This window comes from Ectopseudomonas composti (assembly GCF_001567565.1).
Lineage (GTDB): Bacteria > Pseudomonadota > Gammaproteobacteria > Pseudomonadales > Pseudomonadaceae > Aquipseudomonas > Aquipseudomonas composti_A.
In genome coordinates this window covers 179647-201913 of the sequence record NZ_LSSW01000028.1, presented here as the reverse complement: position 1 = coordinate 201913, position 22267 = coordinate 179647, and the positions used below count along the sequence as shown (strand labels likewise).

The following is a 22267-nucleotide window of genomic DNA, read 5'->3' as shown; positions in this document are numbered from 1 at the left end:
CATCAGGCACCGGTGCCGCCGACGGTGATCGCGTCGATCTTCAGCGTCGGCTGACCGACGCCCACAGGCACCGACTGACCATCCTTGCCGCACGTGCCGACACCACTGTCCAGCGCCAGGTCGTTGCCGACCATGGACACCCGGCTCATGGCCTCCGGCCCGTTGCCGATCAGGGTCGCCCCCTTGACCGGGGCGGTGATCTTGCCGTCCTCGATCAGGTACGCCTCGCTGGTGGAGAAGACGAACTTGCCGCTGGTGATATCCACCTGGCCGCCGCCGAGATTGGCGCAGTAGATGCCCTTCTTCACCGAACGAATGATTTCCTCCGGGTCGCTCTCACCGGCCAGCATGTAGGTGTTGGTCATACGCGGCATCGGCAAGTGCGCATAGGACTCACGACGACCGTTGCCGGTGGCGGCCACGCCCATCAGGCGCGCGTTGAGCTTGTCCTGCATGTAGCCCCTGAGCACGCCGTTTTCGATCAGCGTGGTGCACTGGGTCGGCGTGCCTTCGTCGTCGACACTGAGCGAACCCCGACGCCCGGCCAGGGTGCCGTCATCGACGATGGTGCAGAGACTGGACGCGACCTTCTCACCGACCTTGCCGCTGTAGGCGGAACTGCCCTTGCGGTTGAAGTCGCCTTCCAGGCCATGGCCGACCGCTTCGTGCAGGAGTACGCCGGACCAGCCCGCGCCCATCACCACCGGCATGCTGCCAGCCGGAGCCGCGATGGCTTCCAGATTGACCAGCGCCTGGCGCAGCGCCTCGCGGGCGTAGCCCATGGCGCGGTCTTCATCGAGGAAATAGCTGTAGTCGGTGCGCCCGCCACCGCCATGACCGCCACGCTCGCGACGACCATTCTGTTCGACGATGACGCTGACGTTGAAGCGCACCAGCGGACGGATATCGGCGCTCAGGCTGCCATCATGCGCCGCCACCAGAATGCGGTCCCAGACACCGGCCAGACTCACGGTGACCTGCTTGATGCGCGGATCCAGTGCGCGCGTGGCGCGATCGACGCGCTGCAGCAGCTCGACCTTCTCGGCGCGGCTCATGACATCCAGCGGGTTGCCCTCGGCATACAGCTGAGTGACCTGCGGGCTGACGAACGCCTGCACACGCCCCTGCTGACCGGCCCGTGAGATCGAACGCGCGGCCTGAGCGGCTTGCGTCAGCGCATCGAGGCTGATCGCATTGCTGTAGGCGAAACCGGTTTTTTCACCGGACTGGGCACGCACGCCAACGCCCTGGTCGAGGTTGAAACTGCCTTCCTTGACGATGCCGTCCTCCAGCACCCAGGTTTCCGAGACCTGGCTCTGAAAGTACAGGTCGGCGGCATCGATACCCGGCCCCGCCACTTCGCCCAGAACGGAGCTCAGGCTGTCGAGGGTCAGGTTGCCGGGCGCAAGCAGATGCTCGCTGACGGATTGCAACATCGTATTCATGGTCACTCCACAACGATCGGACGTGCTACGCCCGATAAAAAGAATCGGCGGTGCTGCTGCACCGGCATACGCTGGCGAATGGCTGCCTGCTCAGTGGCATCGCGAGACGCCAGCAGCGCAGCTTCGCCCTGATCCTGCTCGGTCAGGACGCTGCCCCAGGGGTCGATGATCGCCGAATGGCCGAAGGTCATGCGCTGCCCCGGGTGCTCACCACCCTGCCCGGCCGCCAGCACATAGCACTGGGTTTCGATGGCCCGAGCGCGCGTCAGCACCTGCCAGTGGGCGGCGCCAGTCATCGCCGTGAACGCGGCCGGTACGCTGATCAGCTCGGCCCCTGCTTCACGCAGTGCACCGAACAACTCGGGGAAGCGCAGGTCGTAACACACGCTCAGGCCCAGGCGCCCTACCGGCGTATCCGCCACCACGATGCGCTGGCCATGGGCAAAGTCGTCCGACTCACGATAACGGCCACGGTTGTCGGCCACGTCGACATCGAACAGGTGCAGCTTGTCGTAACGGGCGGCACGCTGTCCCTGATCGTCGATCAACAGCGAACAGGCGCGCGGCTTGCCCTCGGCATCATCGTCCGGCGGCAGCGGCAAGGTACCGGCCACTACCCATAAACTGAGGTCACGCGCGACTCTTTTCAACCAGGGCAGGATCGGCCCTTCGCCCAGGGCTTCGGCACGGCCGATGGCGGCCAGATCCCGGCGGCCCATGGCCGCGAAGTTCTCCGGCAACACGGCGAGACGCGCGCCACCCTGCGCAGCGCGCTCCAGCAGACGCCGAGCCAGGCGCAGATTGGCTTGCACGTCATCCTGGCTGACCATCTGGATTACAGCGAGATTCATGGCGACACTCTTTGCGGCTTGGTGTAACAGCCTACGCCAAGACGTAACCTCATTGCGGTTTTTCGAAAGGCTTGTCGAAGCTGAGCTCAGGATCCTGCAGCGACCCCTTGACGTCGTACTGCACACTGGCGAAGCGTGCGACCTTGTCACCGAGCAGCTTGTCCACCACGAACAGCGCCCCGCCGATTGCCGGAGCCCCGACGATCAACGCTGCCAGCGGCAGGTTGTTGGTCACCGGCAGGGTCACCAGCAACTTGGCATCGATGCGCTCGTTGCGCATGTCCAGATTGCCGTTGAGCTCCAGATTGCTCGAAGGCCCGGTCAGGGTGATCGGCTCGCGAGTGACGAACAGACCATTGGTGGCCTGCAGGTTGCCCTTGACCCGGTCATAACTGAGCCCCTTGTCGAGCAGGTCGGAGAAGTCCAGACGCAAGCGGCGACCGATCGAGTTGAAGTTGAGCAGGCCGAATACGCGCAGCGCCTGGGCCGAGCCCTGCACCTCGACGAACTGGCCCTTGCGCAACGAGGGGTCGAGATTGCCGGAAAAGCGCTTGAGCGAAAACCAGGCAGGCGAGCCCGGCCAGTCGCCATCGGCGTCCACCCGGAAACTTTCACTGGTAACGCTGGGAGCGAAATCCCAGGCCTTGAGAATATCGCTGAGGTTCTTGCCCTGCAGACGCCCCTTGTACCAGCTGCGCATATGGCCTGGGGTACCACGCCAACCGGCACTGCCACCGATCTTCAGGCCCTGAAGATCGAGATCGAGCTCATCGAAGCGCACGCCCTGCTCCTCCGGGCGCACCTTGAGCGACCACCTGCCCAGTAGCTTTTCACCGCGCAGTACGCGCTCGATGCTGATATCCAGCGGAGGAATCTGCCTGGGGTCGAAATCGGCCAGCGGGTCTGGCGCCTCCTCGTCCTTCACGGCCCCAGGATCGGGCGCTGGCAATCGCACATGCTGCAGTTCGATGCGAATGGGCACAGAGTCAGCATCGGCCAGCAGCACTCGCCCGGCAGCCAGCTCGCTGTCGAGTTGCAGGGACCAGGCCTGCCCTTCACGCGCCAGGCCAAGCGTCAGTTGCTCGATCTCCTGACCGAAACCGCGAAAGCGTCCGATATCCAGGCGGGCGCTCTTGAACAGGCGCTGGCTGTCGGCATCCACCTTGACCGGATGATTCGCAGCCAGTTTTTTCCAGGCGTCCAGGTCCAGTTCATCCAGGTGTCCGCGCACGCGCAGCCCCTGCCCTGGCGGCAAACCTGCCGCGCCACCACCCAGCAACAATTCGCCACGGCCATCTGCCAGCGCCCCCGGAGGCGCGGCCAGACTCAAGCTGGCCAGATCAGCATAATCGGCCCAATAGCGGCGCTCACGCCCGGAAAGGGTCATGCGCCAGCTGGCATCGCGCTCCTGCTCCGCCGTCTTGCCAAAGGGGGCCGGCAGGTTGACCGCCACGCCGCGCAAGGCGGAGTCGACGCGCAGCTTGCTGTCATCGCCATCGAGCGTCAGACGCAGACGATAGGGAAGCAACCCGCTGACCGGCAGTTTCTGCGGCCCACCCAGCCACTGGCTGAGGGTATCGACCGGAACCTGTCCACGCAGATCGAACAGTGTACGCGCCTGGCCGCGTGCACCCTCGGCGCTGATCTTGCCGCGCACCTGGCGGCCGAAGACCTCGCCGCGAACGTCCGGCGCGCTCAGCCCGGCGGCGCTGTCGAAGCGAAATGCCCCCTGCACCTTACGCAACTGCAGATCGGGGTTGGCCAGCTTGAGGCTGGCACCTTCGGTGGCGAAGTCCACCACGACACCGGGTTTGTCTCCCTTGTGCAACGGAATATCCAGTTGCAGGCGACCGGTCAGAGGCCCCTCGCCCTGCCAACCGGCAAATATCTCCGAAGTGCCCAGTGGCGCCTCCTGCAGCAGCTTGATGGCATCGCCCAGACTGCTCTGCACCTTGCCGTCGAGGTGTAGGCGTGGCGGTTTGCCGTCGTGCAGCAGAGGAATATTGGCCACGACGTCACTGACCTGGCTTTCCTGCAAGCGGCCGCTCTGCAAGCGCACGCGCACCGCGTCGTCCTCGATCAACACCTCACCCACGCCCTCACGTAGCGCAGGCCAGCCTGGCTGGAAGGCCAGCTCGGCATCCTTGACCTTGAAGAACAGGCTGATGCTACGAGCGCCCAGTGCTGCCCCCTTGTGCAGTGAGCCCTGGTACTGGAAATAGCCTTCTTCGACGTGCCCCGCGCGGATCGCCGTCTTCAGCCAGTGATCGAGTTCAGCGCTCATGCCGGGCGCGCGGCTCGGCAGATACTTCTCGGTGTAGGACGCATCGCCGTCGCGCATGCCGACGCGCAGGTCCATGTAATCCTCGGCTTCAGGGTCGCGCAGCAGGCGGATCAGCATGTCACCAGCGACTTGCCCCTCCTCACCCTCTACACGCATGTAGGGGCTGTACAACGTCAGGCCGGTTTCGCTCCAGTCCCAGCTCAAGCGCGCCTGGGCATGGCGGTAGCGCCAGGGTTTAGGGAACAGTTGATCCAGATGCAGAGCAAAATTCTCGCTGTTCAGCCGCAGCTCGCCCTGAAACAGGTTGCCCGACACACTGCCACTGACATTCTCGGCAGCCGGCGCACCGTGGTAGGCCTGGACGCCTACCTTGTCCAGGTTGGCAGCGAACTGCAGGCGTTCGGCGCCTTCACGCTGCGGGTAGTAATCGAGCAGCAGGTTGTTCACCGCCCCTTGCGGCGCCAGGGCGACAAGAACCTCCCGGGCATTCTCGGGCATCGGCACCAGCGCCTTGACCAGCGGTGCCCAGGCCGCGAGGTCGAGGCGGTCGGTGCTCAGCGCCCAGCGCTCGTCAGCGTCGCCCACGTCATTCTGCTTCAGGTTCAGGTGCACTTCACCGATGCGCTGCTCACCATGGGTCAGGGCCAGGGAGTCGATCTGCGCCCGCACGCCCTGCTTGTCCTGAGCGAAAAAGGCATTGAAGGCCAGGTCCTTGAGCGTCACTACCTTTTGCTTGGCCTGCCCACCGACCAACTCGGGCGCGTGCAGACGCAGGGCGCCCTTGTCCAGGAACAGGCCGTGGCCTTGCAGCCAAAGCTCGCCACCGGCCTGCAGACGCTGTACCTGCCAGTCACCAAGCAGCGATTTCGGCAGCCAGGCCGCCCAGTCGCTTTGCGGCAGGCTCAGATAGAGCTCGGACTTCGCCTCGCGCCAGGTCTCGGGTTGCATGCGTGTGCGCAGGCGCAGGGCGACCGGTTGACCATCAGGCAGGAGCAGGCGACCGTCGAGGCGCTGACTGTTATTGCCATAGCGCAGGCTGAAGTTGACGTAACTGAGCAGCAACGGCTCCTGATCGTAGGGCTGCACCACCACACGGCTATCGAGCAGGCTGATGCGATGCACCATCTGCAGCTGCTCGAGCAGACGCCCAACGTCCAGCTCCGGGCCACTGCGCTGCGGTAAACCCTGCAACTGCCAGGCACCCTCGGCGCTCTGCCGCACGTTCAGTTGCAAACCATCGAACTGCAGGCGGGCGATACGCGGCTGGCGTGCCAGCAGACTGGCACCGACATCCGGCACCAGTTGCACACGCTCCAGGCTCAGGCCTTCACCCTCCTTGCCCAGGCGTACGTCATGGGCCACCAGCACCGGGGCAAATCCCTGCCAGCGCCCTTCGAGACGACCGATGCGCACCGGCATGCCCAGCTGCGCGCTGGCGCGGTCTTCCAGTTCGAGCCGATATTCCGCCACCAGCGGCACCAGCTCGCGGCCGAGACTGACATACAACGCGGCCAGCACCAGCATCGCGGCGCAAAGACCCAGCCCCCAGCGCAGCAGCACCGAGAACAGGCGCGCCAGGACGTTCACCTCATTGCTGACCGTGCTCAGAGCAGCACCACGTCGTACTGTTCCTGGGAATACATGGTTTCCACCTGGAATTTGATGGTACGTCCGATGAAGGCTTCCAGATCGGCGACGTTGCCCGACTCTTCGTCGAGCAGGCGATCGACCACCTTCTGGTTGGCCAACACACGATAGCTTTCCGCCTGATAGGCACGGGCTTCACGCAGAATTTCGCGGAAGATTTCGTAGCAGGTGGTTTCCGGCGTCTTCAGCTTGCCGCGCCCCTGACAAGCGCTGCAGGGCTCGCAGAGAATCTGTTCGAGGCTTTCGCGCGTGCGCTTGCGGGTCATCTGCACCAGGCCCAGTTCGGTGATGCCGATGATGTTGGTCTTGGCATGGTCACGTTCGAGCTGCTTCTCCAGGGTACGCAGCACCTGGCGCTGGTGCTCTTCGTCTTCCATGTCGATGAAGTCAATGATGATGATGCCGCCCAGGTTGCGCAGGCGCAGTTGCCGGGCGATGGCCGTGGCCGCTTCAAGATTGGTCTTGAAGATGGTTTCCTCGAGGGTGCGATGGCCGACGAAGGCACCGGTATTGACGTCGATGGTGCTCATCGCCTCGGCCGGGTCGACCACCAGGTAGCCGCCGGACTTGAGCGGCACCTTGCGCTCCAGGGCGCGCTGGATTTCGTCCTCGACGCCGTACAGGTCGAAAATCGGCCGTTCGCCCGGGTAATGCTCCAGGCGGTCGGCAATCTCCGGCATCAATTCGGCGACGAACTGGGTGATCTTCTGGAAGGTTTCCCGCGAGTCCACGCGAATCTTCTCGGTGCGCGGGCTGACCAGGTCACGCAGGGTCCGCAGCGCCAGGGACAGATCCTCGTAGATCACCGTCGGCGCCTTGGCATTCTGGATCTGCGCGCCGATCTGGTCCCAGAGGCGACGCAGGTAGCGGATATCGATCAGGATCTCGTCGGCACCAGCGCCCTCGGCCGCCGTGCGCAAGATGAAGCCACCCGCCTCTTCGATGCCCTCGGTGGCGACGCAATCGGCCACCACCTGTTTGAGGCGCTCACGCTCGGCTTCATCTTCGATCTTCAGCGATATGCCGACGTGACTGGTGCGCGGCATGTACACCAGATACCGCGAGGGGATGGACAACTGCGTGGTCAGGCGCGCGCCCTTGCTGCCGATGGGGTCCTTGGTGACCTGCACCACCAGGCTCTGCCCTTCGTGGACCAGGGCGCTGATCGGCTCGACCGCCGCGCCCTCACGGCTGGAGATTTCCGAGGCATGGATGAACGCCGCGCGTTCCAGGCCAATGTCGACGAATGCCGCCTGCATGCCTGGCAGTACGCGTACCACCTTGCCTTTGTAGATGTTGCCGACGATACCGCGCTTCTGCGTGCGCTCCACATGCACTTCCTGCAGGACGCCGTTTTCCACCACTGCCACACGCGATTCCATCGGCGTGATATTGATCAGAATCTCTTCGCTCATGCATCCGTCCTGATGGATTCGCTGCCCGCCCTCGGCGGCCATTTCAATTTATGGCGCGGCGTTCGACTGCCAACAGGCAATGCCGAAGTCACCCAGCATCTGCGCCGTTTCGCACAAGGGCAGACCGACCACGGCCGAATAGCTGCCCTCGATACGGCTGACGAACACCGCCGCCAACCCCTGAATACCATAACCGCCCGCCTTGTCGCAGGGTTCTCCGCTGGCCCAGTACGCGCGAACTTCCGCCTCGCTCAGATGGCGAAACGTCACATCGCTGCACACCACCTGCGCAGCCTCGGCCTGGCGGCTGACCAGCGCCACCGCCGTCATCACCTGATGGCTGCGACCGGAAAGGCCGGCCAGCATGCGGCGAAAATCCTCGAAATCGAGCGGTTTACCAAGAATCTGGCCGTCTAGCACCACGGCGGTATCGGCGCCCAACACCACGGCATCCGTACTATCCGACAGCGCCGCCAAGCCGGCGTGCGCCTTGCCGCGCGCCAGACGCTCTACATAAGCGGCCGGCTGCTCGCCTGGCAACGGGGTTTCGTCTATGGCGGCGATTTGCGTGACACAGGGCACAGCGATCTGGGCCAGAAGCTCACGGCGACGGGGCGAAGCGGAGGCCAGGAAAAGCGTGGCCATGAGTATTCTCCCTATCGGACGAGTCCCGGCCAAGCGTCAAGCGTGGCCGTTCTCAGTTGACGTTGAGGCGACGGTGAAGCGCGCGCAGGAAGGTGCAGATCCACGGCCAGAGCAAGGCACTGACCAACGCCGGCAGGATGAATGCCAGGGTCGGCGGACGACTGCCGGTCAGCGCATTGAGCCACAGCTGCACCAGCTGAGCCAGGCCGAATACCACCATCAGTACCATGCTCTGCTGCCACATGGGGAACATGCGCAGGCGCTGATGCAGGCTTAGCACCAGAAAGGTGATCAGGGTGAGGATCAGGGCATTCTGCCCCAGCAACGTACCAAACAGCACGTCCTGCGCCAGGCCCAGAATCCAGGCGGTGGTCATGCCGACACGGTGCGGCAGCGCCAGCACCCAATAGGTGAGGATCAAGGCAACCCATAGCGGGCGGCCGACCTGCATGAACTCAGGCAGCGGCGAAACACTGAGCAACAGGCCGAGCGCCAGGCTCAGCCAGACCACCCAGCCGTTCCGGGGCTGTACGCCAACCATCAGTTCGTCTCCTGTGCGGGGGCGTCCGCGCTCGGCGCCTCATTCTGCGCCGGCACCTGCTCAGCATTCGCACGCGCCTGCTCGGCTTCGCGATCAGCCGCTTCCTGGGCCTCGGCGGAGTCATTGGCACGCTGCTCCGGGGTGCGCCGGTCGGAGAACACCAGCAACAGGTAACGGCTGCGATTGAGGGCGGCGGTGGGTACGGCACGAACGATGGCGAAGGGCTGGCCGGAGTCGTGAATCACTTCCTTGACCGTGGCCACCGGGTAGCCCGCCGGGAAGCGCTGGCCCATGCCGGAGCTGACCAGCAGGTCGCCTTCCTTGATATCAGCGGTATCGGCCACATGACGCAGCTCCAGGCGCTCCGGATTACCGGTACCCACGGCGATGGCACGCAGGCCGTTGCGATTGACCTGCACCGGAATGCTGTGGGTGGTGTCGGTGAGCAGTAGCACGCGCGAGGTGTAGGGCATGATCTCGACCACCTGCCCCATCAGGCCACGGGCATCGAGCACTGGCTGACCGAGGAACACGCCGTCCTTCTCACCCTTGTCGATCAGAATGCGGTGGGTATAGGGGTTCGGGTCGACGCCGATCAGCTCGCCGACCAGCACTTCGTCGTCCACCAGCGCGGCGGAGTTGAGCAGCTCACGCAAGCGCACGTTCTGCTCGGTCAGCGCCGCCAGCTTCTGCAGGCGACGCTGCAACAACAGGGCTTCGGCCTTGAGTTTCTCGTTCTCGGCCATCAGCTCGTTGCGCGACGAGATCTGCTGGGTCGCACCGTCCCACAAGCGCACAGGCACATCCGCCAGCCAATAGAAGGGCGTGAGCACCAGCCCCATCTGGCTGCGCATCGGCTTGAGCGTCTCGAAGCGGGCGTCGACCACCATCAGCACCACCGACAACACGGTGAATACCAGCAGACGAATGCCCAGCGAGGGACCTTTGGCGAAGAGCGGCTTAATGGTCTGCTCCTCGTGCGCCACAGGGGCGAAAAGCACGCGAATTCATGCGAAAGGCGAACCGGTAAGGCGAAGGTTGGGCCGAGTGTACTGCAATGCTCGAATATGCGCGTGCCGCCCGGAGGCGGCACGGCAGGCAAGCGAGGTCAACCTTACTCGGTGGAGAGCAGGTCCATGGCGTGGCGATCCATCATTTCCAGGGCCTTGCCGCCGCCACGGGCAACACAGGTCAGCGGGTCTTCGGCGACGATCACCGGCAGACCGGTTTCCTGGCTCAGCAGCTTGTCCAGGTCACGCAGCAGTGCACCACCACCGGTCAGCACCAGGCCGCGCTCGGCGATGTCCGAGGCCAGCTCGGGCGGCGACTGCTCCAGAGCGCTTTTGACCGCCTGGACGATGGTCGCCAGGGATTCCTGCAGCGCTTCGAGCACTTCGTTGGAGTTCAGGGTGAAGCTGCGCGGTACGCCCTCGGCCAGGTTGCGGCCACGCACGTCGACTTCGCGAATCTCGCCGCCCGGGTAGGCGGTGCCGATTTCCTGCTTGATACGCTCGGCGGTGCCTTCACCGATCAGCGAACCATAGTTGCGGCGCACGTAGGTGATGATGGCTTCGTCGAAGCGGTCGCCGCCGACGCGGACGGATTCGGCATAGACCACGCCATTCAGGGAGATCAGCGCGATTTCGGTGGTACCACCACCGATATCGACGACCATCGAACCGCGGGCTTCTTCGACCGGCAGGCCGGCACCGATGGCGGCAGCCATTGGCTCTTCGATCAGGAACACTTCACGGGCGCCGGCGCCCAGTGCGGATTCGCGAATGGCGCGACGTTCAACCTGGGTCGATTTGCACGGCACGCAGATCAGCACGCGCGGCGACGGCTGCAGGAAGCTGTTCTCGTGAACCTTGTTGATGAAGTACTGCAGCATCTTCTCGCAGACGCTGAAGTCGGCGATCACGCCGTCCTTCATCGGGCGAATGGCGGAGATGTTGCCAGGCGTACGACCGAGCATGCGTTTGGCTTCGGTACCTACGGCCACGACACTTTTCTGGTTACCGTGGGTACGGATGGCGACCACGGACGGCTCATTCAGGACGATACCGCGCTCGCGCACATAAATAAGGGTATTGGCAGTGCCCAGGTCGATCGACAGATCGCTGGAAAACATGCCACGCAGTTTCTTGAACATTCGGAAGGGACCCTAGGCAACGCGTGGGTGAAGGCCAGGCGCGGAAAACGCGCAGGTAAAAAGTGCGGCAAACTCTAACAACGGCAGGGATTTTGAGCAAGGCGGCAATATGGTAGATTGCCTGTTTTTCCGGGCCTTGTAGCTGCACATCGCGGCCTTTGACCGCTGGCTCGCGACATCCGTTCCCTGCAGCCGCTCACCCATGCCCTCTCTGTCACACTTCCACTGGAGAACCCCCGATGGCGCTTGAACGCTCCGAGGTGGAAAAAATCGCCCACCTGGCCCGCCTGGGTCTGAACGAAGGCGATATTCCGCAAACCACCGAGACCCTGAACAACATCCTCGGCCTGATCGACCAGATGCAGGCCGTCGACACCCAGGGCATCGAGCCCCTGGCTCACCCGCTGGAAGCGACCCAGCGCCTGCGCGCCGACGTGGTCAACGAGAGCAACCAGCGCGATGCCTATCAGGCCATCGCCCCGGCCGTCGAAAGCGGCCTGTACCTGGTTCCCAAAGTCATCGAGTAAGGAAAGCCTTCCGCCATGCATCACATGACCCTGGCCGAGATCGCCCGCGCACTCGCCGACAAGCAATTCTCATCTGCCGAGCTGACCCAGAGTCTGCTGAGCCGCATCGAACAGCTCGACCCGCAGCTCAACAGCTTCATCACCGTCACCGCCGAGCAGGCCCTGGAGCAGGCCAAGGCCGCCGACGCGCGCCGCGCCGCTGGCGAAAGCAGCCCGCTGCTCGGCGCACCGATCGCCCACAAGGACCTGTTCTGCACCCAGGGCGTGCTGACCAGCTGCGGCTCGAAGATCCTCACCGGCTTCAAGGCGCCCTACGACGCCACCGTGGTCGACAAGCTCAAGAGCGCCGGCACCGTCAGCCTCGGCAAGCTGAACATGGACGAGTTCGCCATGGGTTCGGCCAACGAGTCCAGCCACTACGGCCCGGTGAAGAACCCCTGGGATCTGACTCGCGTACCTGGCGGTTCCTCGGGCGGCTCCGCTGCTGCCGTGGCCGCGCGCCTGCTGCCAGCTGCCACCGGCACCGACACCGGCGGCTCGATTCGCCAACCGGCGGCGCTGACCAACCTCACCGGCATCAAGCCCACCTACGGCCGCGTCTCGCGTTGGGGCATGATCGCCTACGCTTCCAGTCTCGATCAGGGCGGCCCGCTGGCCCGTACCGCCGAGGACTGCGCCCTGCTGCTCGGCGCCATGGCCGGCTTCGACGCCAAGGACTCGACCAGCGTCGACCAGCCGGTCGATGACTACCTGGCGGCACTGGCCCAGCCGCTGGCCGGCCTGCGCATCGGCCTGCCCAAGGAATACTTCGGCGCCGGCCTCGATGCACGCATCGGCGAGAAAATCATGGCCGTGGTCGAGGAGCTGAAAAAGCTCGGCGCCACCGTCAAAGACATCTCGCTGCCGAACATGCAGCATGCGATCCCGGCCTACTACGTAATCGCGCCGGCCGAGGCCAGCTCCAACCTGTCGCGTTTCGACGGCGTGCGCTTCGGTTACCGCTGCGAGAACCCGAAAGACCTGCAGGACCTGTACAAGCGCTCGCGTGGCGAAGGCTTCGGTGCCGAGGTCAAGCGCCGCATCATGGTCGGCACCTACGCGCTGTCGGCTGGTTATTACGATGCCTACTACATCAAGGCCCAGCAGATCCGCCGGCTGATCAAGAACGACTTCGTCGCCGCCTTCAAGGACGTCGACGTGATCCTCGGCCCGACCACGCCGAACCTGGCCTGGAAACTCGGCGAGAAGAACGCCGACCCGGTATCCGCCTACCTGGAAGACATCTACACCATCACCGCCAACCTGGCCGGCATCCCCGGCCTGTCGATGCCGGCCGGCTTCGTCGATGGCCTGCCGGTGGGCGTGCAGTTGCTCGGCAACTACTTCCAGGAAGGTCGTCTGCTCAACGTCGCGCACCAGTACCAGCAGGTCAGCGACTGGCACAAACAAGCACCGAGCGGCTTCTAGGCCATGGCGCAGCCATGCGGCCTTTTCCCCTCTCCCATTCATGGGAGAGGGTGGCGCGTAGCGCCGGGAGAGGGCTTGCCCATGCCATACAGGATCGAGGAACACTAAACATGCAATGGGAAACCGTCATCGGGCTCGAGATTCACGCTCAGCTCAGCACCCAATCGAAGATTTTCTCGGCCAGCGCCACCACCTTCGGCGCCGAGCCCAACACCCAGGCCAGCCTGGTCGACCTCGGCATGCCCGGCACCCTGCCGGTGCTCAACGCCGAAGCCGTGCGCATGGCCTGCCAGTTCGGCCTGGCCATCGATGCCGAGATCGCCGAGCGTAACGTCTTCGCGCGCAAGAACTACTTCTACCCGGACCTGCCCAAGGGCTACCAGACCAGCCAGATGGATCACCCCATCGTCGGCAAGGGCTTCCTCGACATCACCCTGGAAGACGGCACCGTCAAGCGCATCGGCATCACCCGTGCGCACCTGGAAGAAGACGCGGGCAAGAGCCTGCACGAAGACTTCCAGGGCATGAGCGGCATCGACCTGAACCGCGCCGGCACGCCCCTGCTGGAAATCGTTTCCGAGCCGGACATCCGTTCGGCCAAGGAAGCCGTGGCCTATGTGAAGGCGATCCACGCGCTTGTCCGCTACCTGGGCATCTGCGACGGCAACATGGCCGAAGGCTCGCTGCGTTGCGACTGCAACGTCTCGGTACGCCCGAAAGGCCAGGCCGAGTTTGGCACGCGCGCCGAGATCAAGAACGTCAACTCGTTCCGTTTCATCGAAAAAGCCATCAACCATGAAGTGCAGCGCCAGATCGAGCTGATCGAGGACGGCGGCAAGGTGGTGCAGGAAACCCGCCTGTACGATCCGAACAAGGATCAGACGCGCTCCATGCGCAGCAAGGAAGAAGCCAACGACTACCGTTACTTCCCCTGCCCTGATCTGCTGCCGGTGGTGATCGAGCGCAGCTTCCTCGACGAGTTGCGCGCTGGCCTGCCCGAGCTGCCGCCGCAGAAGCGCGAGCGCTTCGAGAGCCAGTTCGGCCTGTCCACCTACGACGCCAGTGTGCTCAGCGCCAGCCGTGAACTGGCCGACTACTTCGAGGCAGTCAATGCCGTGTGTGGCGACGCCAAACTGGCGGCCAACTGGGTGATGGGCGAGCTGTCCAGCCTGCTCAACAAGGACAACCTGGAGATCGACCAGTCGCCAGTGTCTGCCGAGCAACTGGGCGGCATGATCCTGCGCATCAAGGACAACACCATCAGCGGCAAGATCGCCAAGATGGTCTTCGAAGCCCTGGCTGCCGGTGAAGGTGCCAGCGCCGACGAGATCATCGAGAACAAGGGCCTCAAGCAGGTCACCGACTCCGGTGCCATCGAGAAGATGCTCGACGAAGTGCTGGCCGCCAACGCCGAGCAGGTCGAACAGTACCGCGCCAGTGATGAAGCCAAGCGCGGCAAGATGTTCGGCTTCTTCGTCGGCCAGGCCATGAAAGCCTCCAAGGGCAAGGCCAACCCGGGGCAAGTGAACGAACTGCTGAAGAAGAAGCTCGAAGGCTGAAACCTCGAGCCAACGAAACGACGCCGGGCTTGCCCGGCGTCTTTCTATCTGGAGAACCCGCGATGATTAGCCGTAGCCTGGATGCAATCCGCGAATCTGCAACGCCCCGAATTGCCTCCGGGCTGCCGGTGTTTGCTCTGTTCGGCGCGCTCGCCCTGCTCGGTGGCTGCTCCACCTTCGGCGGTGGCGGCGGCAGCGAGACCGGCAAGGCCTCCTATTACGGCCAGGCGCACCACGGCAAGCGCACCGCCAGCGGCGAGCGTTTCGATCAGAACGCGCTGACCGCCGCGCATCGCACCCTGCCCTTCGGTACGCGGGTGCGGGTGACCAACCTGAGCAATGACCGCAGTGTGGTGCTGCGCATCAACGATCGCGGCCCCTTCGTGCGCGGCCGCGTCATCGACGTCTCGCGCGCCGCCGCCGTGCGCCTGGACATGCTGCGCGCAGGTGTCGTGCCGGTTCGAGTCGAGGCGCTGGACTGAGGAACAATTGGCAACAAAATCTTTCCGACGCCCCTGGCAGGCAGGAATGCCATCGCTACACTAGCCGCACTTTTTCTGGAGCTACCCTGCAATGACCCTGATGACCTATGTCTACCTGATCGCCGGCCTGGTGCTGCTGGTCGCCGGCGCCGAAGTGCTGGTGCGCGGTGCCGCCAAACTGGCCGCACAGTTCGGCATTCCACCTCTGGTAATCGGCCTGACCGTCGTGGCCTTCGGCACCAGCGCGCCGGAAACCGCAGTCAGCGTGCAATCGGCGTTCAACGGCAGTGGCGACCTGGCCATCGGTAACGTCATCGGCAGCAACATCGCCAACGTCCTGCTGATCCTCGGCGTGACCGCCCTGGTCGCGCCACTGATCGTCTCGCGCCAGCTGATCCGCCTCGACGTGCCGATCATGATCGGCGCCAGCCTGGTGGTTTATGCACTGGCCTCGGATGGCGCCTTGAGCCGCCTCGATGGTGCCCTGCTGTTCGCCGGCGTACTGAGCTACACCGGTTTCCTGATCTACAGCTCGCGTAAGGACAAGGGGGGTGACGATGACGAGTTCGCCAAGGAATTCGGCCTCGACGAGCAACCCAAGCCCTACGCCTGGGCGATCAACCTGGGCCTGGTCATCGCCGGTCTGGTCCTGCTGGTGGCGGGCTCCAACTTTCTGGTCGAAGGCGCTGTGCAACTGGCGCGTGCGCTGGGTCTGTCGGAGCTGGTTATCGGCCTGACCGTCATCGCCATCGGCACCTCGCTGCCGGAGTTGGCCACCTCGATCATCGCGGCCTTCAAGGGTGAGCGCGATATCGCCGTCGGCAATATCGTCGGCAGCAACATCTTCAACCTGCTCTGCGTGCTGGGCCTGGCTTCGCTGGTATCGCCAACCGTCATCCCGGTAGCGGCCAATGCGCTGGCCTTCGACTTCCCGGTGATGATTGCCGTGGCCGTGGCCTGCCTGCCGATCTTCTTCAGCGGCTACCGCATCAATCGCTGGGAAGGCCTGCTGTTTCTCGCCTACTACGTGGCCTACACCCTCTATCTGGTGCTGTTCAGCACTGGCCGCCCGCTGGCGCAGAGCTTCGGTGATGCAATGATCGGCTACGCCCTGCCACTGACCGCCATCACTCTGGTGATCATCGGCGTGCGCGCCTGGCGCAAACAACACGGCCAGGAGGCCTGAACATGAGCGATAACCACGACAGCGGCTTGCAGGTACGCCGTGAGGTGATGGGCGAGGCATTCGTCGACCGCGCCCTGAACGAAGCCCCCGAATTCAGCCAGCCAATGCAGGCCTTCATCAACGAGCATGCCTGGGGCGGCGTGTGGACGCGCGACGGCTTGCCGCGCGCGACCCGCAGCCTGATTACCCTGGCGGCGCTGACGGCCCTCAAGTGCCCGCATGAACTCAAAGGCCATGTGCGCGGGGCCCTGAACAATGGCTGCACCGTCGAGGAAATCCGCGAAACCCTGCTGCACTGCGCGGTGTACGCCGGTGCACCGGCGTGCATGCAGGCCTTCCGCGTAGCCCAGGAAGTGATCGACGAGTATCAGAGCCAGAACCAATGAGGCCTGGGGCGGCGGTCCTAGATCCAGCCGCCCCATTGCAGCAACAGCAGGCCGATGTTGGTGGTGACCACGGCCGCCAGGGTGGTGATGACGATGATCGCCGCCGCCAGCTCATGGTTGGCCCCCACCGCGCGGGCCATGACGAAGCTGGCTGCCGCGGTCGGGCTGGCGAAGTACAGAAACAGGATCGCCAGATCCGCACCGCGAAAGCCCAATAGCCAGGCGCCAGAGGTGCTCAGCAGCGGCAACCAGATCATTTTCATCATGCCCGAGCCGATCGCCGTGCCGCTGCTGCGCCGCAGCGACGCCAGGCTCAGCGTCCCACCGATGCAGATCAGTGCCAGCGGCAGCGTCATCTGTGCGAAGTACTCAGCCGAGGTGAGAAACCACTGCGGCAGCGGGATTTTCCAGTAGGCAACCGGAACCGCCAGCAGCACGCCAATGATCATCGGGTTGGTCACGATGCTGCGCGCGATGGCTTTGGCACCAGGCTTCACCCCCGGGCTGTAGATGGCCAGCACCACAGCCGAGAGCGCGTTGTAGCAAAGGATCACCAGGGCGGCTAGCAACGAGCCGACCGACAGACCGTAGTCGCCGTACAGGCTGGTGGCCAGAGCCAGACCGACGATGCCGTTGTTGCCGCGGAAGGCGCCCTGGGTGTAGATGCCGCGATCTTCGAACGGCACACGCCAGATCGCCCAGGCCCAGGCGACGAAGAACGAAGCCACGGTGGCCAGAAAGAAGTAGCTGAGCAGCTGCGGCTGCATGGCCGAATCCAGGTCGGCCTTGACCACGCCAAGAAACAGCAGGGTGGGCATGGTGCCGCGAAACACCAGGCTCGATGCGGTATCGATGAAGGGCGTATCGATCCAGCGCACACGTTTGAGTGCCACGCCGAGAAACAGCATGGCGAACACGGGCGCGGTGATGGCGAGGGTTTGTGCAGCGACGGCGAACATGGCGACACCAGCAGGTTGTCTGACGACCTATGTTAGCTGGCTAAGCATTTCCCGGCTACGGGCAAAGCAGGCTGGTCAAGTGCGGGGCTTCTGTCAACTGCGGCAAAGCCCCGCGCAGAGATTCAGCGGCGAACTGGACGCTTCTGCAGCTTGCGCTGCAGGGTACGGCGGTGCATGCCCAGAGCGCGGGCCGTCGCAGAGATGTTGCCCTCATGTTCGGCCAGCACGCGCTGAATATGCTCCCACTGCAGGCGATCAACCGACATCGGGTTCTCTGGCACCAGGCTGTCGAGGTCAGCATGTTCGGAGAGCAATGCGGTCAGCACGTCATCGGCGTCAGCCGGCTTGCACAGGTAGTTGGCCGCGCCTCGCTTGATCGCCTCGACGGCGGTAGCGATGCTGGAGTATCCGGTCAGGATCACCACGCGCATCTCGGCGTCCAGCTCCAGCAGTTTGGGCAGCAGCACCAGGCCGGAATCACCTTCCATCTTCAAATCGACCACGGCGTAATCCGGCAAGTCGTCCTTGGCCAAGGCGAGGCCTTCTTCCGCGCTGGACGCGGTGGACACGCGCAGGCCGCGGCGACTCATGGCACGCGCCATGACCCGGGTAAAAGTGCTGTCATCGTCCACCAGCAGCAGGTGGGGCTGCTCTTCGCCTTCGAACAGGGGTTCTTCGCTCATGCTGGGTTTTCCTAATCAGGCCACGCCATAGGCACGCGGCAACTTCAATTCGGTGAGGGTGCCGCCCTCTTCATGGTTATACAACTTAACCGTGCCACCGGCACGCGTCACGCTGGCCTGGCTGAGGAACAGCCCCAGGCCGAAACCCTTGCCCTTGGTGGTGAAGAACGGGCGGCCCAGCTGCTCGGCGATGGCCAGCGGCACGCCGGCACCATGATCGCGGATGCTCAAACGCAGCCACTGGTGATCCCAGTCCAGCCGGATGTCGAGCTTGTCCGGGCAGGCATCGGCGGCGTTGTTGAGCAGGTTCAGCAGCGCCTGGGTGAGATCGGCCGGCGGCATGATACGCGGCGCAGTGCCGCGCCCCAGGCACTGGTAGCGATAGCTGGCCTCGGGGCGCATCAGGTGCCAGCGATTGAGGGTGGTTTCCAGCCATTCGACGCAGGACTGCTCGATCACCGCCTGGCGTCGGTCGTTTTCGGCGGCGCGCACCAGTTGCTGCAGGGTGAACTTGCACAGTTTCACCTGCTCCTGCAGCAGGGCCAGATCGTCCTGCAGGGCCGGCTTTTCGCGGTACTCCTGGCGCAGTTCCTTGAGCAGCACACTCATGGTGCCAAGGGGCGTACCCAGTTCATGGGCGGCGCCAGCGGCCTGAGTGGCCACAGCCAACAGCTGCTGGTCGCGCAGGCTCTCCTCACGGCGCTCGGCCCGTAGCTCATCCTGACGACGCAACTCCTCAGCCATCTTGGCCACGAAGAAGGTAATCAGCGCAGCGGACAGGGCAAAGCTCAGCCACATGCCGTAGACCAGCAGGCTCTCGCGCGCCGCCGGCAACTCCAGCGGATGGGTCCACACCAGCAGCAGGGTATAGCCTGCCAGCGCCAGGCCGGAGAGCACGATGGTGAACATCCAGGGCAGCGTCGCTGCGGCGATCGTCAGCGGCACCAGGTAATAGGACACGAAGGGGTTGGTCGAACCGCCCGAGTAGTACAGCAGCACGCTGTGGACGATCAGGTCGCAACCCAGCTGCACGGCATATTCGACCTCGGTGACCGGCCAGGGGCCACGCAGGCGCAGCGCCGTGCCCAGGCACAGCAGAAGCGACACGCCGAGGGTCACCGACAGTTGCAACCAGGGCAGCGGCAGCACGCCCGACTTGTAGGCGAGCCCGACCGAGCCGGCCTGAGCAGCCAGCACCAGAATGCGGATAAGCGTCAGGCGCCACAGATTCTGGCGACTGGCGGAAAGTAACTGCACGGGTTCGAGCATGGCGACTCCAGTTGATGGCGGCGAGTATAACCAAGGCTGTCGCGGCCTTACGCCGCTGCGGCAACCGGACGCACACCTTTGATGGCCTGAACAACCGCCGGTGAAATTTTTGAACCGGGTTTAACCCGAATGGTCACCTGCCTTCGTCTAACCTCGGGAAACGGCCATCAAGGCCACTGAAAAAGGAACTGCACATGCTCACCATGCCTCGTATCGCCTCCGCCCTCGCCCTGACCATCGCTAGCCTGGCCAGCACCGGACTGCTGGCCGACGACGCGCGCTACAACCAGATTTCCCTGCGCGCGGAAGTAAACCAGGAGGTCGCTCATGACCTGATGCACGTCACCCTCTACACCGAGTCGCAAAATGGCGACCCGGCCAAACTGGCGGCGGAAATCACCAACACCCTGAACCAGACCCTGGAACAGGTGCGCAAGGTGCGCGGCGTCTCGGTGAAACTGGGCAGCCGCCACAGCTATCCGGTCTATGACGACAAGGGCCAGAAGATCACCGCCTGGCGCGAGCGTGCCGAGGTACGCCTGGAAAGCGCCGACTTTGCGCGCCTGTCCTCGCTGACCGGTGAGCTGCTGCAGAAGATGAAGATCGGCGGCATGGACTTCAGCATCGCCACCGACACCCGCAAGACGCGCGAAGACGCCATGCTCAAGGACGCCGTGAATGCCTTCAAGGCACGCGCCCAGCTGGCCACCGAAGCGCTCGGTGGCAAGGACTACAAGTTGGTCAGCCTGAGCCTCAACACCGGTGGTTTCCAACCGCCGATGGCCATGCGCAACTTCGAGGCCAAGGGCATGGCGATGATGGATTCGGCCCCCACGCCACAAATAGAAGCCGGCACCAGCCAGGTGACCGTCAGCGCCGATGGCGTCATCGAAGTGCAGATGCCCTGACGCCTGCCCCGCAACGAAGCAACGCCGTTATCAACAGATAACGGCGTTTCGCCATCTTTTCCCCGCAAATTTTCAGAAATGCGACAGCCGCTTATAGCACTGTAGCGCTAACCCTGTTTCCAGCGACAACGCACTTGCCTCAGGCACATGCCCTGCATAGCTTGGAAAGAGGCCCCCATAAGGGGCTCCTCGACAAAAAACACAACAACGATGAGGTCATGATGCGCAAGAACGCCATTATCCAGGCTTTGCTCACTGCTGGGCTGATCGCCAGCGCCCCCCTCGCCAGCGCCGCCAATCTGGTGTTCTGCTCCGAGGGCAGCCCCGCCGGTTTCGACCCGGGCCTGTACACCACCGGTACCGATTTCGACGCAGCAGCGGAAACCGTTTTCAATCGTCTGACCCAGTTCGAGCGCGGCGGCACCAAGGTCGAGCCTGGCCTGGCCGAAAGCTGGACGGTCTCCGATGACGGCCTGGTCTACACCTTCAAGCTGCGTCCCGGAGTGAAGTTCCACACCACCGAATACTTCAAGCCCAGCCGCGAATTCGACGCCGACGACGTGCTGTTCACCTTCGAGCGGATGCTCGACAAGGACCACCCGTTCCGCAAGGCCTACCCCACCGAGTTCCCCTACTTCACCGACATGGGCATGGACAGCAACATTGCCAAGCTGGAAAAGCTCGATGACATGACGGTGCGCTTTACCCTCAACCAGGTCGACGCCGCGTTCGTGCAGAACCTGGCGATGAGCTTCGCCTCGATCCAGTCCGCCGAGTACGCCGACCAGTTGCTCAAGGCCGGCAAGGCCGCCGACATCAACCAGAAGCCCATCGGCACCGGCCCCTTCGTGTTCAGCCGTTACCAGAAGGATGCGGTGATCCGCTACAAGGGCAACAAGGACTACTGGAAGCCCGATGACGTGAAGATCGACAACCTGATCTTCGCCATCAACACCGACTCCTCCGTGCGCATGCAGAAGCTCAAGGCCGGCGAATGCCACGTCACCCTGTTCCCGCGCCCGGCGGACATCGAGTCGCTGCAGAAGGATCCCAACCTGCAGATGCCCGAGCAGGCGGGCTTCAACGTCGGCTACATCGCCTACAACGTCACCCACCCGCCGTTCGACAAGCTGGAAGTGCGCCAGGCGCTGGACATGGCGGTGAACAAGCAGGCGATCCTCAACGCCGTGTACCAGAATGCCGGGCAGTTGGCCGTCAATGGCATGCCGCCGACCCAATGGTCGTACAACGAGGACATCAAGGACCCCGCCTTCGACCCGGAGAAAGCCAAGGCCCTGCTCAAGCAGGCCGGCGTCAAGGAAGGCACCGAGATCACCCTGTGGGCCATGCCGGTGCAGCGCCCGTACAACCCCAACGCCAAGCAGATCGCCGAGATGCTGCAGGCCGACTGGGCCAAGATCGGCATCAAGGCGCGTATCGTCAGCTACGAGTGGGGCGAGTACCTCAAGCGTGCCAAGGCCGGCGAACACGACGCCATGCTGATCGGCTGGAGCGGCGACAACGGTGACCCGGACAACTGGCTGGGCACCCTGTATGGCTGCGATGCGGTCGACGGCAACAACTTCTCCAAGTGGTGCTTCGAGGACTACGACAAGCTGGTCAAGGCCGCCAAGCGCACCACCGACGTGGCCGAGCGCACCGAGCTGTACAAGCAGGCGCAGGTGATCCTCAAGCGTGAGGTACCGATCACCCCGCTGGCACACTCCACCGTGTACCAGCCGATGCGCAAGGAAGTGCACGACTTCCGCATCAGCCCGTTCGCTCTGAACTCCTTCTATGGTGTGAGCATCGGCAAGTGATGCAGGCGGCGCCCGCAAGGGCGCCGTCTTGAGGAGTTCCC

The 22267-nt window shown here is 63.9% G+C and carries 19 protein-coding genes; 8 read left to right on the top strand and 11 right to left on the bottom strand.

From position 1 onward, the window contains the following. Window positions 1-2: 2 nt before the first annotated feature. From tldD to mreB, 8 genes are all read right to left on the bottom strand, one after another. Window positions 3-1445, bottom strand: coding sequence for a metalloprotease TldD (gene tldD / locus PCLY_RS15690; RefSeq protein ID WP_061240570.1), 1443 nt, complete (start codon window positions 1443-1445; stop codon window positions 3-5). 2 nt (window positions 1446-1447) lie between these two features. Continuing rightward, window positions 1448-2296 carry a carbon-nitrogen hydrolase family protein gene (locus tag PCLY_RS15685; RefSeq protein ID WP_061240569.1) on the bottom strand — a complete coding sequence of 283 codons (849 nt, stop codon included), beginning with the start codon at window positions 2294-2296 and terminating at the stop codon, window positions 1448-1450. Between the two features lie 49 nt (window positions 2297-2345). Continuing rightward, a complete protein-coding gene (locus tag PCLY_RS15680; RefSeq protein WP_061240568.1) occupies window positions 2346-6167 on the bottom strand; it encodes a YhdP family protein in 3822 nt (1273 codons plus the stop codon). Between the two features lie 17 nt (window positions 6168-6184). Further along, window positions 6185-7642 carry a ribonuclease G gene (gene rng, locus PCLY_RS15675; protein ID WP_061240567.1) on the bottom strand — a complete coding sequence of 486 codons (1458 nt, stop codon included), beginning with the start codon at window positions 7640-7642 and terminating at the stop codon, window positions 6185-6187. Between the two features lie 48 nt (window positions 7643-7690). Further along, window positions 7691-8287, bottom strand: coding sequence for a Maf family protein (locus PCLY_RS15670; RefSeq protein WP_061240566.1), 597 nt, complete (start codon window positions 8285-8287; stop codon window positions 7691-7693). Window positions 8288-8339: 52 nt separating this feature from the next. Continuing rightward, window positions 8340-8828 carry a rod shape-determining protein MreD gene (gene mreD / locus PCLY_RS15665; RefSeq protein ID WP_061240565.1) on the bottom strand — a complete coding sequence of 163 codons (489 nt, stop codon included), beginning with the start codon at window positions 8826-8828 and terminating at the stop codon, window positions 8340-8342. Then, window positions 8828-9814 carry a rod shape-determining protein MreC gene (gene mreC / locus PCLY_RS15660; RefSeq protein ID WP_082768094.1) on the bottom strand — a complete coding sequence of 329 codons (987 nt, stop codon included), beginning with the start codon at window positions 9812-9814 and terminating at the stop codon, window positions 8828-8830. Before mreC ends, mreD begins: the two co-directional genes overlap by 1 nt. Window positions 9815-9942: 128 nt before the next feature. After that, a complete protein-coding gene (mreB, locus tag PCLY_RS15655) occupies window positions 9943-10980 on the bottom strand; it encodes a rod shape-determining protein MreB (RefSeq protein ID WP_013714086.1) in 1038 nt (345 codons plus the stop codon). Window positions 10981-11219: 239 nt separating this feature from the next. Here mreB and gatC point away from each other — a divergent pair, with 239 nt between their 5' ends. The 6 genes from gatC (at window position 11220) to PCLY_RS15625 (ending at window position 16587) form a co-directional block, all read left to right on the top strand. Further along, window positions 11220-11507 carry an Asp-tRNA(Asn)/Glu-tRNA(Gln) amidotransferase subunit GatC gene (gatC, locus tag PCLY_RS15650; RefSeq protein ID WP_024306969.1) on the top strand — a complete coding sequence of 96 codons (288 nt, stop codon included), beginning with the start codon at window positions 11220-11222 and terminating at the stop codon, window positions 11505-11507. 15 nt (window positions 11508-11522) lie between these two features. Beyond that, window positions 11523-12974 (top strand): Asp-tRNA(Asn)/Glu-tRNA(Gln) amidotransferase subunit GatA, encoded by a 1452-nt coding sequence (gene gatA, locus PCLY_RS15645; RefSeq protein WP_061240564.1) that lies wholly within the window; start codon window positions 11523-11525, stop codon window positions 12972-12974. 110 nt (window positions 12975-13084) lie between these two features. Then, window positions 13085-14533, top strand: coding sequence for an Asp-tRNA(Asn)/Glu-tRNA(Gln) amidotransferase subunit GatB (gene gatB / locus PCLY_RS15640; protein WP_061240563.1), 1449 nt, complete (start codon window positions 13085-13087; stop codon window positions 14531-14533). A gap of 62 nt (window positions 14534-14595) precedes the next feature. Beyond that, window positions 14596-15015: a septal ring lytic transglycosylase RlpA family protein gene (locus tag PCLY_RS15635; RefSeq protein WP_061240562.1), complete on the top strand. Its 420-nt coding sequence runs from the start codon at window positions 14596-14598 to the stop codon at window positions 15013-15015. Window positions 15016-15106: 91 nt separating this feature from the next. Then, entirely contained in the window at window positions 15107-16201 is a 1095-nt protein-coding gene (locus PCLY_RS15630) for a calcium/sodium antiporter (RefSeq protein ID WP_061240561.1), read from the top strand. 2 nt (window positions 16202-16203) lie between these two features. Beyond that, window positions 16204-16587 carry a carboxymuconolactone decarboxylase family protein gene (locus PCLY_RS15625; protein WP_061240560.1) on the top strand — a complete coding sequence of 128 codons (384 nt, stop codon included), beginning with the start codon at window positions 16204-16206 and terminating at the stop codon, window positions 16585-16587. A 17-nt stretch (window positions 16588-16604) separates the two neighbouring features. On the opposite strand, the gene PCLY_RS15620 is transcribed toward PCLY_RS15625, so the two are convergent. The 3 genes from PCLY_RS15620 to PCLY_RS15610 form a co-directional block, all read right to left on the bottom strand. Continuing rightward, window positions 16605-17546 (bottom strand): AEC family transporter, encoded by a 942-nt coding sequence (locus tag PCLY_RS15620; protein ID WP_061240559.1) that lies wholly within the window; start codon window positions 17544-17546, stop codon window positions 16605-16607. A gap of 122 nt (window positions 17547-17668) precedes the next feature. After that, complete coding sequence (locus PCLY_RS15615; RefSeq protein WP_061240558.1) at window positions 17669-18229, bottom strand: response regulator transcription factor; 561 nt, start codon at window positions 18227-18229, stop codon at window positions 17669-17671. Window positions 18230-18244: 15 nt separating this feature from the next. Continuing rightward, complete coding sequence (locus PCLY_RS15610; protein ID WP_061240557.1) at window positions 18245-19498, bottom strand: ATP-binding protein; 1254 nt, start codon at window positions 19496-19498, stop codon at window positions 18245-18247. 194 nt (window positions 19499-19692) lie between these two features. On the opposite strand from PCLY_RS15610, the gene PCLY_RS15605 reads away from it, so the two are divergent. Beyond that, entirely contained in the window at window positions 19693-20406 is a 714-nt protein-coding gene (locus PCLY_RS15605) for an SIMPL domain-containing protein (RefSeq protein WP_061240556.1), read from the top strand. Between the two features lie 221 nt (window positions 20407-20627). Beyond that, on the top strand, window positions 20628-22226 hold the full coding sequence (locus tag PCLY_RS15600) for an ABC transporter substrate-binding protein (RefSeq protein ID WP_061240703.1): 1599 nt from the start codon (window positions 20628-20630) through the stop codon (window positions 22224-22226). The last annotated feature ends 41 nt before the right edge of the window (window positions 22227-22267 follow it).